Source organism: Rosettibacter primus (assembly GCF_036860675.1).
Lineage (GTDB): Bacteria > Bacteroidota > Ignavibacteria > Ignavibacteriales > Melioribacteraceae > Rosettibacter > Rosettibacter primus.
The window spans coordinates 1-17,259 of record NZ_JAYKGK010000011.1; the positions used below are offsets into that span (position 1 = coordinate 1).

The window sequence follows — 17,259 nt, forward strand, 5'->3', positions numbered from 1 at the left end:
GTTGGAGCTACATTTGCTTCTGCAACTACAATTTGTGCAGGGTCAGCTGTTGCACCTGGAGTTCCAGTATTAAATTTGAATGAAGTAAATGTTAATTGAGAACTACCAGCTGCTTTTGCTTTACCTGTTAATTTCAATAATGTTCCACTTCCTGTAATATATGAACCGCTTGCTAATGAAAAGGTTACTGTTCCAGTAGTATTATTTACATTAATTGCGGCTATTCCACCAGAACTTAATGTAGATTCTAAATCATAATTTGTTATTTCAATTACGTCTTTATTAAATGATGCGGTGAATTCATAAGATAATACCTTTTGATCAGCTGTAATAGCTGTTGTCAAAATAGGTATTACAATATTATCACCTGCAACTGCTGTAACAGAACCACCTTGAATAAGAACAGCAGCTGTTTGTGCAGAACCTGCTACTACTGATGCAGCTGGATTACCAGCATTGAATTTGAATGAACTGCTTGCATCTAAAGTAGTAGTACCAGCATTCTTAAATTTTATGTTTAATTTTAGTAAAGTTCCTTGGCCTGATAAAGCCGAACTATGTGCCCATGCTACGGAAAGAGTTCCATTTGTTGTATCTGCATTTACTGTAAGATTTCCTTTTTCTTCTATTAGCGTTCCTGTTGCATCTACTCCGGGTATAACTACAATATTTTTATTATACGACAAAGTAAATTGGAATGATATAACATTCTTACCAGTCAAATCACCTACAGTAATTGCGCCTGTTTTTTGAACTCCTGATGCACCAGAAACAGTAGGAAAAGTAACACTGACCTGTGCAAAAGAACTCGTTCCTAACATAAGCATTGCGGCTAAAAGAGCCAGAAACTTTACAACGCTTATTTTTATATTTCTCATTTATTACCTCTTTTAATTTTCCACATTATTAATTACACACACAAACTTTAATATATGGGGCGGGTTTTAATCCGCCCCATCCGTCTATTCATCAAGCGCAATTACTTCAGTAAGTTCATCTTCATGGTAGAAGTATATTTACCAGCAACTATTCTGTAGATATAGATGCCGGAAGATACTTTGCTACCAAAATTATTTGTTCCATCCCATCTTACAGTATAGTAACCAGCTTCTTGTTCTTGGTCTACTAAGGTCTTAACAACCTGTCCTAACATATCATAAACAACCAAGCTTACTCTTGCATCCTGTGGAATAGCATATTTAATGCTGGTTGTTGGGTTGAATGGGTTTGGATAGTTCTGGCTGATTGAGAATTCAGCAGGTATTTCTTTTACTTTTACGGACATCATACCAAATGACTGGTCATTCAACTTAGCACTTGCATTCAAGTTAACTTGTGCTTCTTTGTCTTTCAAGCTAAGGTTAATCAATGCAACATTACCATCTTTCAATGGAGTTGTACCAGCCATAGCAATCTTGAGAACTCCATTTGCAAAGTTGGAGTAAGCAACCCAGCCTTCTGGCAATGATGTTGAAACACCCTTGAATTCTACAGCATCAGTCAATTGAACTTCGGTGTATACAGAAACTACGCCGCTTGTCTTCTTCAATGTTAATGGCAATGAAATTACACCTTTTTCACTTGAAGCTCTTTCGAATTCAACATTACCCATTGCAGCACTAATCTTTGCAGATGGCCAGCTGCCATTTGCAACATAGTAGAGAATCCATGCTGCATCATAAGCACCAACTTCACCATCACCATTAACATCTGCAGCGTATAATTTTTCTGGATCAGTAATTGGTGTTAAGCCAACTACATATTTCAATATATCAGAAGCATCTGTAGCATCTGGTAAACCAGAGCCGTTCAAGTCACCTTTTGCTAAGCTGTGAGTAACAGTTACAACTGTAGTTGTTGTTGTGCTGTCGCTTGCATCTTTTGCTTTAATTGTAAATGTAAAGTCTTTACCAGCATCTGCTACAGCAGGGGTAAATGTTAATGTACCGAGAGAAGCAGAAATATTATATGTACCTGCTGGAGCTGGAGATACACTTGCAACAGAATAAGTTAATGCATCACCATCTGCATCAACTGCAGTATATGTAAATGTGAATACTTCAGTATTCTTTACAGTAGCAGTCGGTTTTGTAGAAGCACCAGTAGCAGTAAAGCTTGGAGCTCTATTAACATTTACTACTGTTACACTAACTGTCTTATCTGTAGTTTGACCACCACTATCTGTAGCACGAACTGTAATTGTATATGGAGCTGTTCTACCATCTGCGTATCCTGGTTTAACTTTTACAAGTCCACTTGTTGTCATTGTTGCAAATGATGGAGCAGAAACTAGTGTATATGTTACAGTTTCACCAACATCTTGTGGATCTGCAGTGAATTGGATCTGTAATGAATCAGCTTCGTTAACTGTAAATGAAGAAGCCGTTGGAGCAGTAAAGATTGGAGCTCTTGTTGGAACACCAATTGCGAATCTGCTACCTTGATATACAAGACCACCCTGCGAAGATGTTGTTCTTACAATTACAGTTGTATCACTACCCTGTACTACTTGATAATTAGAATAATTGGAAGCTGTTCCTTGCATACTCCAAGCATTGCTTTCTGCATTACCATCCTGTCTTCTAATTATTCTTAATTGTGAATCGCTTGTATATGGATAACCAATATTATTAGCCTGTAATTCAATATCAAAGTTTTGTGTTGATGCTAAGCTTGATGGTGTTGTATTAACTAACCAATAGAATTTTGCATAATTTCCTATTTTAACACCATTACCACCATCTAATGGTAAATTAACTGTTCCTAATGGTGATTCATCAACATGTTTTACTTCAATATTTACTGGATTTGCAACAGGATAACTTGGAGTAAAGTTTATTACTGCAGGTCTATATTGACCGCTCAGTGTTCCTGTTGGAAATTCAAATCTACCATTTGTACCTGCTTGACCATCACTTGTATTAGCTGGACGACTAACCTTACCAACTACATGTCCAAATTTGCCAACAGTAACAGCACTTCTATCAAATGCTAAACCACCATTAGCAGCTACTGTAGGACGTGGTAAATATAAGGTATTGGTACCCATATTTAAGATACCATTTTTGAAAGTCAATAAATTGGTTATGGTAAGATTGCCACCAGAAACATTAACAACAACATCAGAAGCTGTTGTACCAGTACTATTTAATGTAAGATTATATATGGTTGTATTGCCAGGTAATTGAATATTCTGTGCTGTACTTCCACCAAATTCTAAATTTAGACCACCATCTACACCAGCACCATCATCTGCCCCGACAGTACCTAAAGAACCGCCATTAACTGTAAGATTACCTTTTACAATTAATGTTCCTGCATTTGTATTAGATGAAGCGGCATCTTTTGTAGAAATAATACCATTATTAATTATTGCATCACCTGTTACAGTCAATGTTTTAACACCGTTATCTTGTCCTGGTGTAAAATAAACACTTGCTGCACCAGAACCTGTAGGACTCATTTTGAATGAACCAACAGTTCCATCAGCAGATAATCTTACACCATTACCACTCATAGTTATTGAAAGTTCACTAATTTTTCCACTTACAAATTCTTTATCTGTTACAATTTCAGAACCACTTCCTGAATATACTAACTTATATGTAGTTACTGTTGGTTTATCATTAGCACCACTAGCAAATGCACCACCTGATCTATTGATTGTTGCGCCATCTGCTATTGTAAGCACCTTTGTTCCGCAAGAAAGTGTACCACCTTGCAGGAATAAAGTACCGTTTACTGTTGCATTTGCATTTAATGTTACAGGAGATCCTCCAGCAATTGTCAAGTTATTTAATACAGATGCGCTTGTTGGTAATTCCTTATCAGTACTAAATGTACCATTATAAACAACATTTACAGTAGTTCCAAATGTTGGAACTTGATCAAAAACACCTGCAGTTCTTGTAATTGTTGCTCCATCACCTAATACTAAACGAGCACTATTAGAAAATGTAAAGTTGGCACTTAATGTAAAGTTATTATTTACTGTAAGTACTTTAGTATCTGTTTTGGTAACTCCACCATTAGCAGAAATCTTAATATTGGATACTGAATAATTATCTGCTAATGTAAGATTTTGACCACCAGCTATTGTACCACCTAATACAATTTCACCAATATTTGAACCTGTTGAAGTACCAGTAACTGATCCAGCTGTAGATGCAGTAGTATATGTAGCATTAGAACTACCATCATCTGTTACTGCTAAATCATTAATTTCAAGTTCTATATTCCCTTTTGTATGTGTAAATGCTTTAGTAACGGTAAATGTTCTTGGAGTTGGGGTTGTCATATCACTTGATTTGAATGTAACGGTACCATTAGAATTTACTTCAAGATATGGATAAATTGGATTTCCTGCTGCAGTTATATTTAATGCACTGCCTGTTAAAATTACTTTACCGGTTGCAGCAGAAGCAGTATAGGTACCAGCAGTATAAGTATAAGAATTACCGCTTATAGTTAATGGCAATGTTGCAAGATCTAAAACACCTTGTGTATGTCTGAAAGAATTTGATACTGTCAGTCCATTTGTAACAAGAGTTATTTCTCCAGTTCCAGCAGCAGCATTTAATGTAAAGTTAGGAATAGTTACTGCTGTAGTAAGAGTGTAATTATTATCAGTTGCAGCAGGAGGCGCAGCAATAAATTGACCATTATTAGCTGTTATTACTGCTGTATTGTTATGTGTATAAGCACCCACTAAGGTAAGATTATAATCACCCAATGCAATAGTGCTTGTACCTGTATGGCTTAAATTACCTGATATATCAATATGAGAACCTAATGTTAAAGTACCACCTGATATAGAAACATTACCACTTATTGTTCTTGTTGAAGCAGCACCACCATTAAGTGTCAACGTTACACTTCCTGCAGCAATTGAAACAGTTGTTAAACTTACAGCAGTAGAATTCATATTCAAATTAGTTGTCCCTGCTGTATTTGTAAATGTTCCAACCGTTGCAGTTGAAGAATTCATTGTAATATTTGCAGTAAGAGCTGCTTGATTAACAGTCAAAGTACCAAAATTCTTCATTCCTGTTGATGTAAACGTTCCACCACTTGCCGGTGCAATTTCAAGATTATCAACTCTAGAAGCATTGCCAGTACCTGAACCACCTGTTAAAGAAGCACCTGTTCCAGTAATTTTAAGAGTACCATTAGCTACTATTCCATTAACAACATGCGCACCAGTATTGCTACTTGCAGTTAATGTTCTTGCAGCACCGTTAGTTAAATCTAATGTTTCACCATTATCAACAGTTAAATTTCCTTTAATTTCAGCATTTGCTGCAATAAAGGTTATTGTTTTTGATGAACTACCTGCTTGTATTGTCAAATCTTTAACTTTACCATCAACAAAATCAGTGGTAGTCATTGTTCTGTTTGTATTACCTGTATAAGTAAGATTGTATACAGAAGTAATTGCAAGTGCAACAGCACCACCATCAGCACCATCTACTAAATAAGGCGAGCCATGGGTATTATTAGTATTAATAACTACAGTTGGTGTAGTTAAAGCATCATCCAAAGTCAAAGTAGATGATGAGAATAAATCGGCACCATCATCAGCTGCATTCCAAATAATACCTCCAGCATCTAAAGATACTTTACCTGATATTTTTACTGCACCTAGGCAATAAACATTATTTGTAGGGTTTGTTAATCTTACATAAATATTAGAAAATGGTTGAGAACCTGTAATAACAGCACCATCTCCTGCCCCAGCAGAATTAGCACCTGACCCTTCAAATATAATTCCACCTTCTCCAGTATAACTATATCCTCGGCCATTATTTGTGAATCTTGCACTGTTTGCGCCTGCTTGTTGCATTCTTATGTTACTGCTACCTAATGCTACGTGTCCAGAATTTATCGTAAAATCTTTTAATACAAATAATGCACCATTTACTGTAACGACATCATTTGCAATAACATTTTGTAAATATGGACCTGTATTATTAACTGTAACATTATAAACAAACATTTGAACGCCAGGATTAAAAGTTTGGGAAGATGAGCCTGCAAAATTAAGAGTTCCAGTACCTGCAGCAGTTTGATCTATCGTACCTCCAGTACGATTGAAATTTCCTTTCAGTGTAAGTGTATAAGATCCGAAAGAAAATGTGCCTTGTGGCATTTCAAAATTACCTTCTACAGTTAGATTAGCACCAAGCGTTATGCTACCCGATACCATATTAACATCACCTTTAACAACTGTAGCACCATTTATATTAAGTGTTCCGCCGCCTGTAACTTTTAAATAACCATAAATAGTAGCACCATTAGTTATAGCTGGATAAGCAGTAGGACTACTTGCATTACCTCCGGCAAATTCTATGTTTGGAAGATTTCCTGTCCCTGCAATTGTAGAAGCTTTACCCGTTAATTTAATGACTCCATTACCTATAGTAGCAGTTGAAGTTGAAAAAATATCACCATTATTTGTTAATGCATTTACTGCAGGTCCTGCACTTGTACCTTTACTTAGAGTAAGTGTATTAGAATTAAGTTTTATATTGCCACCGTTAGTAAGTGTTCCAGCTATAGTAACATTTGTATTTAATGTTACCAACCCCGCTGTATTGGTAAAATCACCGTTAAATGTTGCAGCAGCATTAATAATTAAATTAGAAGAAGAACTATTTTGAGATACATCAAAACCAGTTGTGAAAGTATCACCACTCTGTCCCAAAGTCATAGTACCACCACCTGTGTTAATAACACCATTTGTTCCCGTAGCACCTCTTAATGCAGCACTTCTTACACTTAAGTTACCAGTACCTGTATTTGATAGAATCACATTAATGAATGCATTATTATTACCGCCTGTAGGATTTGAAAATGTAACAGAGGAAAGTGGAGTAGTAATATTTCCATTAATTGTTAAATTACCAGAACTCGAGTTAGATAAAGTAACTGTATGACTTACGGCATTTTTACCGTCAGAAGAAGCTACGTTTGTATTGTTAAATGTAATATTGCCATTTACAGTTAAGTTACTAGCACTACTAACATTGAATATTACTAATGATAATGAAGCACCATCACCACTCCCTGTACCATCCTCATCATTCTTTACATTATAAGTAACTGATGAATTAACAACTACAGATCCCCCACCATTAACTACAATTTGACCAGGTCCCGGAGTTTGACCTGAACTCATTGTTAATATTTTTGAAGCATCTGTTCCAATAGTTAAAGTTCCAGTTCCAGCATTTGTAATATCACCCCCAATAGAAATTGTTACGTTCCCATTAAGAGCAAGACTAGAATTACTATTCTGAACAATACTACCTGCGGTTAAATTACCAGTTATTGTAACAGCTACTGCATTCGTTCCTGCAATAGTTAAACTACCAACACTCAATGAAGAGTTATCAATTGTTATTGAGCCTGAAGATTTATCAATTGTCAAAGTACCAGAACCCAAATTAGATGGCAAAAAAGCTGCTGTAGAACCAATTGCATTAGTACCATTAAATGTAACATTGGTATTCGTCCCAGTTGTAGGAGGCGCATTTAAAGTACCGTCTGTTATTGTTAAAGTAGCTCCGCTACCTAATACAACATTAGCAGTTGCTATATTCATAGTACCAGCTGTTAATTTTAGAGCATTTGCAGTTGTACCCAAATTAAATTTAGCCGTTCCTGTTAATCCCATATTAACAACTGCACTTGAATTATTTAATACAAAACCTGCTGGGATTGAAACGGTTGTATTTCCTCCAACCGCAGTTCCTACTAAGGTTAATGTTTTAGCAGAACTTAATGTAACAGGTTCGGTTTCTCCTGTTAACGTTGCATTATAAGTACCGGCTTCAATATAGATAGTTGAACCAGTTGGAGCAGTCGTTAATGCTTTAGTAATAGATCTCCAAGGATTACTTTGAGAACCATTACCAAAGGAATCATCTCCACCTGTACTTACATAATACGTTTGTGCAAAAGTATTTGCCGCAAACATTATTAATAATAATGCTAGCAGGCCTACTTTTGATAAAATATTGTTTAACTTCATTTTTTTCTCCCTAATTGGTTGAGAAATATTTTTTACTAAAAAAGATTAACATAAAAAAGTGTATTATTTACACACACAAACAAACTTTGACAAGCTCCGTTTGGATAAGCCCTCGTCCTTAAGCTGGTCCTGGTTTTTTCATTCGGTTTTACCTCCTTATTTTGTTTGTTAATGTTGTTAATTAATGTTTTCATTGTTCTGTTAACTGAGTTAAAAATAAAAACTTAAGAAATAACTAAATGCTGGAATATTGGAATAATGGAATATTGGAATGTTGGGTGAACCCATTTTTCCATTTTTCCATAATTCCATTTTTCCATCCTTTTAAACTCCATTTTGTTACTTGCAATTCGTGTCTCTACGTTGGAATAATGGAATGTTGGAATGTTGGGTGAACCCATTTTTCCATTTTTCCATAATTCCATTTTTCCATCCTTTTTAAACTCCATTTTGTTGCTTGCAATTCGTGTCTCTGCGTTGGAATAATGGAATGTTGGAATGTTGAGTGAACCCATTTTTCCATTTTTCCATAATTCCATTTTTCCATCCTTTTTAAACTCCATATTGTTGCTTGCAATTCGTGTCTCTGCGTTGGAATAATGGAATGTTGGAATGTTGGGTGAACCCATTTTTCCATTTTTCCATAATTCCATTTTTCCATCCTTCCTTCTTCCCATTTTTTATAATTCAACAAAACTATCTTCCCATTCTTTTTTCATTTGTTTTTCTTGCAATGATTTTATCAAGCTTATTAATTCATTTTCAACTTTATAATGCAAAACATCAAATTTTTCAAAGTCCTTTTCATTAATAACATTTATTTCTTTTAATGATATCATTGCTGCATTTAATTCACCGCAAGAACCTAAAGATATATTAAGAAAGTTTAGATATTCTCTTAAATTTTTTCTGCAATATCCTTCACTTATATTTCTAACAATACTATTAGCTGCATCTAAAGTATTATTTCTTATTTTATTTATTTCATAAGGGAGATTTTTTGTAATGTTGTAAATCAATTTAAATAACTCCATTGAATCTTGCCATACTCTTAATTTCGTATATCCTCTGTTAATATTTTTTCTAATCAATTCAGTACCTCAAAATAACAGATCGATGGAAATAAGAATAATGGAATAATGGAATGTTGGAATGTTGGGCTGAGCCCATTTTTCCATAATTCCATTTTTCAATCCTTCCATTATTTTTCCCCATTTTTCCATTATTCCAATTTTCCATTTTTCCAATATTATATTTTCTCTTTTATTCTTGTTTTTCAATAACTTACAAAATTTATGTAGAGTTTTGGTTTAAAATAATAGTTGCTTTTAAACTTGTCAACAATTTTTTTAAATAATTTTTCATTTTCGTGTAATAAGTTAGTCATTTCAAATCACCTTGTCAAACTTTTTTTCATTATGTTTATGTAAACAATACCAAAATCACAAAGCTTGCTATTTTATTTCAACGACACTGCGTTAATCTCTGCGTGATTTTTGTTTCTCGCAGATTTCGCAGATTTGCGCTGATTATTTTCCGCGACTATCTGCGTCCATCTGCGTTAATCTGCGTGAAATTTATTTCTCGCAGATTTACGCTGATATCATTTTGTCATTCTGAGGAATTCGCCAAAGGCGAATGACGAAGAATCTTAAAACCATTACTTCATGTTCTTAGAGATTCTTCATTCCACCTCGCTCCATTCAGAATGACTACATAAGTCATATAATCCGTGTGAAACTTATCTCTCGCAGATTTCGCAGATTTGCGCTGATTATTTTCCGCGACTATCTGCGTCCATCTGCGTTAATCTGCGTGAAATTTATTTCTCGCAGATTTCGCGGATTTACGCTGATATCATTTCGTCATTCTGAGGAATTCGCCAAAGGCGAATGACGAAGAATCTAAAAAACATTTTTCATTTTTTTAGAGATTCTTCATTCCACCTCGCTCCATTCAGAATGACTACATAAGTCATATAATCCGTGTGAAACTTATCTCTCGCAGATTTCGCAGATTTGCGCTGATTATTTTCCGCGACTATCTGCGTCCATCTGCGTGAAACTCATTTCTCGTTGATTCCCCAGAATTACTTCGAGAAAAAATTCTCACACCATCATGAAAAGAACAATATACACTGTCAACTAAATCATTCAAAAAAATTCCATGCTCTACTATACCTGCTCTTTCATTCAATTTATTTGCAAGTTCTGCTGGATTTTCTATCTCACCAAAATTTACATCTAATATATAATTCCCTTCATCTGTAACATAAAATTCATCATTTTCATTTTTTCTTACCTTAACTTCTGCGCCTAATGATTTCAAGTAATTCTTTTCACTTTCAAATGCAAATTGTATAACTTCAATGGGGACAGAAAAATTTTTTCCTAATCTATTTGAAAGTTTTGATTCATCAACAACAACCAAAAATTTTTTTGTATTCTGAGCAATTACTTTTTCACGCAGCAATGCACCGCCGCCGCCTTTAATCAAATTCAAATCTGTATCTACTTCGTCAGCTCCATCAATTGTAATATCAATTGGTTTACTATTTTGATTTTTAAGATAAATTTCATTTAACGACATCACAGGGATGCCAAGATTAATGGCAAGTTCTTCGGTTCTTTTTGATGTTGGAATACCGTAGATATTGTTCAAATGTCCTTCCCTGATTTTTTTTGCTATTTTTTCAATTGCAAATTTAGCTGTAGAACCAGTGCCTAATCCGATAATCATTCCATCTTTAATTTCTTCAACTGCTTTTTCGGCAGCTAATTTCTTCAGTAAATTTTTATCCATTCTGAAATTCCGAGTTTAGTTTTAAAGAAATAATTGTGCCAGAATAAAAATCTTAATTTTTGGTTTATAAATTTAGAATAATTTTTGTTGGCATGCGAATAATTTTCGCAGGGAAGGTAAAAAGTTACATGGGATTAATGAATGGAGACAATAAAGAATGATTGAATGATGGAAGGTTGGAATTATGGAAAGTTGGAAGGTTGGAATGTTGGAATGATGGAATAATGGAAAGTTGGAATGATGGAAGGTTGGAAGGTTGGAATAATGGAAGATTGGAATAATGGAAAATTGGAATGATGGAATATTGGAATAATGGAAAAATGGGGACATGGTATTTTTATGGGATTCTTCGTTCGCCTAATGGTGGTCGACGAAGAATCTAAAAACCATTTTTATTTTTATGAGATTCTTCCTCGCCTTCGGCGAGTCAGAATGACAGTATTATTTTTTTCCTGTCATTCTGAGGAGTCCAGCCGATAGGTGGACGACGAATAATCTTAAAACCATTACTTCACGTTCTTTGAGATTCTTCCTCGCCTTCGGCGAGTCAGAATGACAATTTTATTTTTCCTGTCATTCTGAGGAGTCCTGCCGATAGGCAGACGAAGAAGAATCTAAAAAACCATTCTTTCATTTTTTAGAGATTCTTCATTCCGCTTCGCTCCATTCAGAATGACTGTATTATCCCTCCCTTGTCATTCTGAGGAATTCGCCGAAAGGCGAATGACGAAGAATCTAAAAAACATTTTTCATTTTTTTAGAGATTCTTCATTCCACTTCGTTCCATTCAGAATGACATTTATAATTTCCATGTCATTCTGAGGAATTCGCCAAAGGCAAATGACGAAGAATCTTAAAATCATTCCTTCATGTTCTTTGAGATTCTTCCTCGCCTTCGGCGAGTCAGAATGATAATTCCACTTCTCTACTGTCATTCTGAGGAGTCCTGCCGATAGGCAGACGACGAAGAATCTAAAAAACTATTCTTTTATTTTTTAGAGATTCTTCATTCCGCTTCGCTTCATTCAGAATGACAGTATTATTTTTCTCCTGTCATTCTGAGGAGTCCCACCGTAAGGTGGTCGACGAAGAATCTTAAAACCAATTCTTCATTTTTAAGAGATTCTTCCTCGCCTTCGGCGAGTCAGAATGACAATCACGCTTTTTCCCTGTCATTCTGAGAAGTCTTGCCGATAGGCAGACGACGAAGAATCTAAAACAATTTTTATTTTTTAGAGATTCTTCATTTCGCTTCGCTTCATTCAGAATGACTTTTTATTTTCAATTCAATCATCATAAAAAACTCACCCTAAATCCCTCTCTTAAAAAGAGAGGGACATCTAGCTCAAAGTATTTCTCGGGGGATTAGTTATATTAATTAAAAAACTAAATTGTTATACCGTCTTTTTTGTTGAGATACTTCGTCTGCCTGCAGCGGACTCAGTATGACTTCATTCTCTTGTTTTTAAGAGATTCTTCCTCGCCTTCGGCGAGTCAGAATGACAATTAAAATTTTTCCTGTCATTCTGAGGAGTCCCGCCGATAGGCGGACGACGAAGAATCTAATTCCATTTTTTGTTTTTATGAGATTCTTCTTTCTACTTCGTTCCATTCAGAATGACTGTAGTCAGCTGTGAAATTTATTTCTTGCGGATTTCGCATAGTTACACGTATTATTTATTTTGTATTTCTTGTATATACAATATTTTTTGCACACCGATGACACTGATAAAACAAGATTTTCACAGATTTCTTCTTTGCGTCCTTTGCGTTTTCTTTAATCGCAAAAACGTTAAGAACGCAAAGGAATCGCTAAGCAACATTAAATCAATATTGATATTTCAACCACTTAATTACTTCTGACCATTTTGGCTTTTTACCTGTTCTTAAAATTCCTACATGATAAATTTTGCCAGCAACTGGAAATATTAAAATTATGGTTAAAATGTTTATTATGACGGATGCAATTAATTGCCAGAGTGGAACATCAATCAAACTCATTCTTGCAGGCATTACAATTACAGAAGCAAATGGAAATAACGATGCAATTTCTGCATAAGGCTTATTCGGATTTTCCATAATTGACATTGAAATAAAAAATGGAATAATTATCAACATAATTATTGGAGTAGTTCCTGAAGATGCATCCTGTGGATTATCGAATATAGCTCCAACAGTTGCAAAGAGTGATATGAATAAAATCAATCCAATGAAAAAATTAGTCAACACATAAATAACAACATCAGGTTTTACATTTAGAACAATATCTTCCGGCAAAGTATACCATGCTGAAGAAGCCGCTGCCATAATTGTTAAAAGCCATATACCCATTTGAACTACACCTGTAATTGATGCTCCTAAAATTTTTCCTGTCATTAATTCTCTTGAACTAACAGATGAAAGAATAACTTCTACAATTCGATTACTCTTTTCTTCAATTACAGATTGCATTGTCATCTGTCCAACAAGCAATAAACTAATGTATAACAAAAATGTAAATGCATATGCAAGAACAATATTTCCATAACCTTCTTCTTGAATATTTTCATCTTTAGAAACTTTGAAAGCAGCAAAGTCAATTCCTCTTCGAGCAAAATCGAGTTCTTCTTGAGTCAAAGTTCTATTCATAAAATATGAATCAATAAGAACTTTGTTAATTGGTCCTTCGAGTTCTCGTGAAAGAGAAATATTTTGCGGCGACTTTGAATAGTACTCAATCTTTTTATCTTTCAATGCAGATGCTGGAATAAATATTATTCCAGTTAATTTTTCTTCGGCAATTTCTTGACGTTTCTTTTTCAAATATTCATTAAACATTTCTCTTGGCATCGAGCTGTAAATAAACTTGTAATTTTTATTTGTCACAAAACTTTCATGACTGAATTCATTTTCAAATTTCGAAATCAAATCCGGATTTTCAGTTATCAGTTCGAACTTAAGATTTTTGCTTTCAGTTGAATATAACAATGCTTGTATGCCAAACATTATTACAATTAAGCCCGGGATAAGAAGTGTCATTACAATAAAAGTTTTTGAAAAAAGTCTTTCTTTTAATTCTCTTTTTATAACTGCCAAAACTCTGTAGTTAATCATTTTAATCCCTCAATTTTTTGAAATGAAATTTTTGTTTTCATCATCTTTGCCGACAAGTTCTATAAAAATTTCATGAAGTGAAATATCGTTAGCATCGAACTTTTTTATTATAACATTTTTTTCGATTAACAATTTTAATAATTCCTGAGTTTGATTTGCTTCTTTCAAACGAATGCCGGTTGTATTGCCAAAGTCTTCAACTTTTTCAACAATTGGATGACCTTTTAAGAATGAGATATCCCCTTCGTAAGTTAGACTTACATTTCTTTTAGCATATTTTGATTTTATTTCGTCAAGTGGACCTTTAAGAATAAGTTTTCCGTGATCAATTATGGCAACATAATCGCACATTTTTTCTGCGTAATCTATAAGATGAGTAGAGAAAATTATAACTTTCTTTTTTTGTTTCAGTTCAAGTATAATATCTTTTAGAAGATTTGTATTAATCGGGTCAAGTCCACTAAAAGGTTCATCGAGTATAATAAATTCAGGGTCGTGAAGTATTGTAGTAATAAATTGAATTTTTTGTTGATTACCTTTTGAGAGGTCTTCAATTTTAGAAAATCTTCTGTCGTATAAATCAAATCTTTGAAGATAATCTTCTGCTCGTCTTTGAATTTCTTTTCCTGATTTTCCTTTTAGTTCAGCGAAGTAAAGGAGTGTATCAAGAACTTTCATTTTTTTGTAAAGACCTCTTTCTTCGGGCAGATAGCCTGCATTATTTTTAAATTCCTGACCAACTTTTACACCTCTTAAAACTACTTCACCATTATCGGGGAGATAGATTCCCATCATCATTCTAATTGTTGTAGTTTTGCCTGCGCCGTTTCTGCCGATTAATCCGAAAATTGAGCCATCTGGAACTTCAAATGAGACATTATCGACTGCAGTGATGTTGTCAAATTTTTTAGTAAGATTTCTAACTTCGAGGGAATAGGTCATTTTCTCTCCTGATATTTTTTAATAAATAATTCTTATTAATCTGTGTCGCCTGTTTTTTAGAACACAGATGAGACATGATTTTCACAGATTTTTTCCCGTTGTAACATGTTTACTTTGCGTTCTTTGCACCTTTGCATTTTTTTAATTCTTAGGTCAAATAAAAAGTTAAAAATTTTTTAGAACACTGATGACACAGATTAGACAAAATTTTCACAGATATTATCTTTTGGTCATTTGTCCAATCTGTGTCATGTGCTTTTAGCAGTCAAACTTGTGTTCTACTTTTTAATTCTGCTGCTTACCAGATTTTAACAATTTTCTCATCGGGATTGCGCATTGGGTCACCTAATTTAACATCAAAAGCTTCAAAAAATTCAGGCATATTCATAAGTGGTCCATTTACTCTTTGCACAGCTGGAGAATGAACATCAGTTTTGACCTGAAGTTTTAAAGCTTCGGGTCGAATATTAGTAGCCCAAACTTGTGCCCAACCGAGGAAAAATCTTTGAGCTGGAGTAAAGCCATCAATTAGTTCCCCTTTTTTATACTGGTCTGTTTTCTTAAAAGCAGCAAAAGAAATTGTTAATCCCCCGAGGTCTGCAATATTTTCTCCAAGTGTTAATGCACCATTAACTCTAAAAGTATCAATGACAACAAAATTATTATATTGTTCAACTAATTTTTGTGCACGAGCTTGAAATTTTTCGTTATCTTCTTTTGTCCACCAATCTTTAATATTTCCCTTTTCATCATATTTTCTTCCCTGGTCATCAAAACCGTGAGTAATTTCGTGACCAATTACAGCACCCATTGCGCCATAATTTATTGCATCATCTGCTAAAGGATTAAAAAACGGAGGTTGAAGAATACCAGCAGGAAATGTAATTTCATTTTTTGTTGGTGAATAAGAAGCATTAACCGTTTGAGGTGTCATTCCCCATTCTGATTTGTCAACAGGTTTACCAATTTTTTTCAAATTTTCTTTTCTTGCCCATTCAGCTGCTCTTCTCAAATTTTTGAAATAAGAATCACGAGCAATTTCAAGTTCAGAATAATCTTTCCATTTATCTGGATAACCAATCTTTACACCAAAAGTACTTAGTTTTGTAAGAGCTCTCTGTTTTGTTTCATCACTCATCCAATCAAGATTTTTTATACTTTCTCCCATTGCAACAAGAAGATTATTTACAATTGATTTTGCTTTCTCTTTTGCTTCTGGAGGAAAAACTTTTGCAACATAAATTTGACCAAGCAGTTCTCCCATCGTTCTGTTCAAACTTCCAAGAACCCTTTTCCATCTTGGTTCCATTGCTTGCTGTCCACGCATGAATCTGTTTTCAAATTCAAATTGCTCTTTTACAAATTTTGAACTTAGAGCCCCTGCAGAAGAACGAAGCACATTCCATTTCAAATATATTTTCCAATCATTTAAGGGAATTTGATTTACTAATTCCGAAGCACCTTTAATAAATTTTGGCTGATTAACAACTACAACCTCAATTTTATCAATACCTAATTTTTCAAAATATTTATCCCAGTTAAGATCTCCTGAAATTGATTTCAAATTATCGACGGTCATTTTGTTGTAAGTCTTGTAAGGGTCGCGATTTTCGAGTCGTGTATTTGATACTTTTGCAAGTTTTGTTTCGATATCCATTACAATTTGTGAATACTTATTTGCAGTTTCATCATCAACATCAATCAACTTAAACATATTAGCAATATGTTGAACATATCTTTGACGAATTTCTTTTGAACGATTATCATCTTTAGTATAATATTCAACATCAGGCAATCCTAATCCACCTTGAGAAATGATGCCAATATTTAATTCACTTTTCTTTGCATCAGCATTTACAAAAAAGTTAAACAAAGCAGGCATCCCAGTTAAATGAAGTTCTGCTATGGTTTCAATGATATTTCTTTTGTTATTAATGTTATCAATTTTTTGCAAGTATGGTTTGATAGGATTATAACCTTCCTTTTCAATTCTTAAAGAATCCATTCCAGTTGCAAAGAAGTCTCCAATTTTTTGTTCTGCTGAACCTTTGGGTAAATTTTTATTCTTTGCGAGTTCTTCAACTATAGATTTTAAAATTTTGTTGTTTTCTTCTTCAAGAATTGAGAATGAGCCCCAGCGTGTTTGGTCTTCTGGAATTGGATGATTCTTTGCCCAATTGCCAACAGCAAATTGATAAAAGTTTTGAGATGGTGAAATGCTTTTGTCCAGACTTCTTAAATCAAAACCTTTTGATTTCCAGTTGTTGTTATTCTGTGAGTAAATTGAGAGTGAAAAAAATAGTACAAAAATAAAAAGCGGTGAGAAAATATTTCTGTTCATATAAACCTCAATTATTTTTTAACAACAGCAATTAAGACGATTAAAGAAA

General features: G+C 34.1%; 9 protein-coding genes. All 9 read right to left on the reverse strand.

Going from position 1 to position 17,259, the window contains the following annotated elements:
• The coding region (locus VJY32_RS12180; RefSeq protein WP_353678197.1) for a cohesin domain-containing protein at nt 1-878 on the reverse strand (878 nt) is incomplete at its 3' end.
• Between the two features lie 101 nt (nt 879-979).
• Nucleotides 980-8,032: a FlgD immunoglobulin-like domain containing protein gene (locus tag VJY32_RS12185; RefSeq protein ID WP_353678198.1), complete on the reverse strand. Its 7,053-nt coding sequence runs from the start codon at nt 8,030-8,032 to the stop codon at nt 980-982.
• A gap of 224 nt (nt 8,033-8,256) precedes the next feature.
• Complete coding sequence (locus VJY32_RS12190; RefSeq protein WP_353678199.1) at nt 8,257-8,709, reverse strand: hypothetical protein; 453 nt, start codon at nt 8,707-8,709, stop codon at nt 8,257-8,259.
• Between the two features lie 3 nt (nt 8,710-8,712).
• On the reverse strand, nt 8,713-9,123 hold the full coding sequence (locus VJY32_RS12195; RefSeq protein ID WP_353678200.1) for a four helix bundle protein: 411 nt from the start codon (nt 9,121-9,123) through the stop codon (nt 8,713-8,715).
• Between the two features lie 9 nt (nt 9,124-9,132).
• Nucleotides 9,133-9,312 carry a hypothetical protein gene (locus VJY32_RS12200; RefSeq protein ID WP_353678201.1) on the reverse strand — a complete coding sequence of 60 codons (180 nt, stop codon included), beginning with the start codon at nt 9,310-9,312 and terminating at the stop codon, nt 9,133-9,135.
• Nucleotides 9,313-10,072: 760 nt separating this feature from the next.
• Nucleotides 10,073-10,834: a ribose-5-phosphate isomerase RpiA gene (gene rpiA / locus VJY32_RS12205; RefSeq protein WP_353678202.1), complete on the reverse strand. Its 762-nt coding sequence runs from the start codon at nt 10,832-10,834 to the stop codon at nt 10,073-10,075.
• Nucleotides 10,835-12,661: 1,827 nt separating this feature from the next.
• Nucleotides 12,662-13,927, reverse strand: a complete 1,266-nt coding sequence (locus tag VJY32_RS12210; protein ID WP_353678203.1) for an ABC transporter permease — start codon at nt 13,925-13,927, stop codon at nt 12,662-12,664.
• 9 nt (nt 13,928-13,936) lie between these two features.
• Nucleotides 13,937-14,869 carry an ABC transporter ATP-binding protein gene (locus tag VJY32_RS12215; RefSeq protein ID WP_353678204.1) on the reverse strand — a complete coding sequence of 311 codons (933 nt, stop codon included), beginning with the start codon at nt 14,867-14,869 and terminating at the stop codon, nt 13,937-13,939.
• Between the two features lie 298 nt (nt 14,870-15,167).
• Nucleotides 15,168-17,210, reverse strand: coding sequence for a M13 family metallopeptidase (locus VJY32_RS12220; protein WP_353678205.1), 2,043 nt, complete (start codon nt 17,208-17,210; stop codon nt 15,168-15,170).
• Between the last annotated feature and the right edge of the window lie 49 nt (nt 17,211-17,259).

Excerpts from the sequence above, each read along its gene's own strand:
- VJY32_RS12185 (WP_353678198.1), bottom strand. The coding sequence starts at position 8,032 with ATGAAGTTAAACAATATTTTATCAAAAGTAGGCCTGCTAGCATTATTA.
- VJY32_RS12190 (WP_353678199.1), bottom strand. The coding sequence starts at position 8,709 with ATGGGAAGAAGGAAGGATGGAAAAATGGAATTATGGAAAAATGGAAAA.
- rpiA (WP_353678202.1), bottom strand. The coding sequence starts at position 10,834 with ATGGATAAAAATTTACTGAAGAAATTAGCTGCCGAAAAAGCAGTTGAA.
- VJY32_RS12210 (WP_353678203.1), bottom strand. The coding sequence starts at position 13,927 with ATGATTAACTACAGAGTTTTGGCAGTTATAAAAAGAGAATTAAAAGAA.
- VJY32_RS12215 (WP_353678204.1), bottom strand. The coding sequence starts at position 14,869 with ATGACCTATTCCCTCGAAGTTAGAAATCTTACTAAAAAATTTGACAAC.
- VJY32_RS12220 (WP_353678205.1), bottom strand. The coding sequence starts at position 17,210 with ATGAACAGAAATATTTTCTCACCGCTTTTTATTTTTGTACTATTTTTT.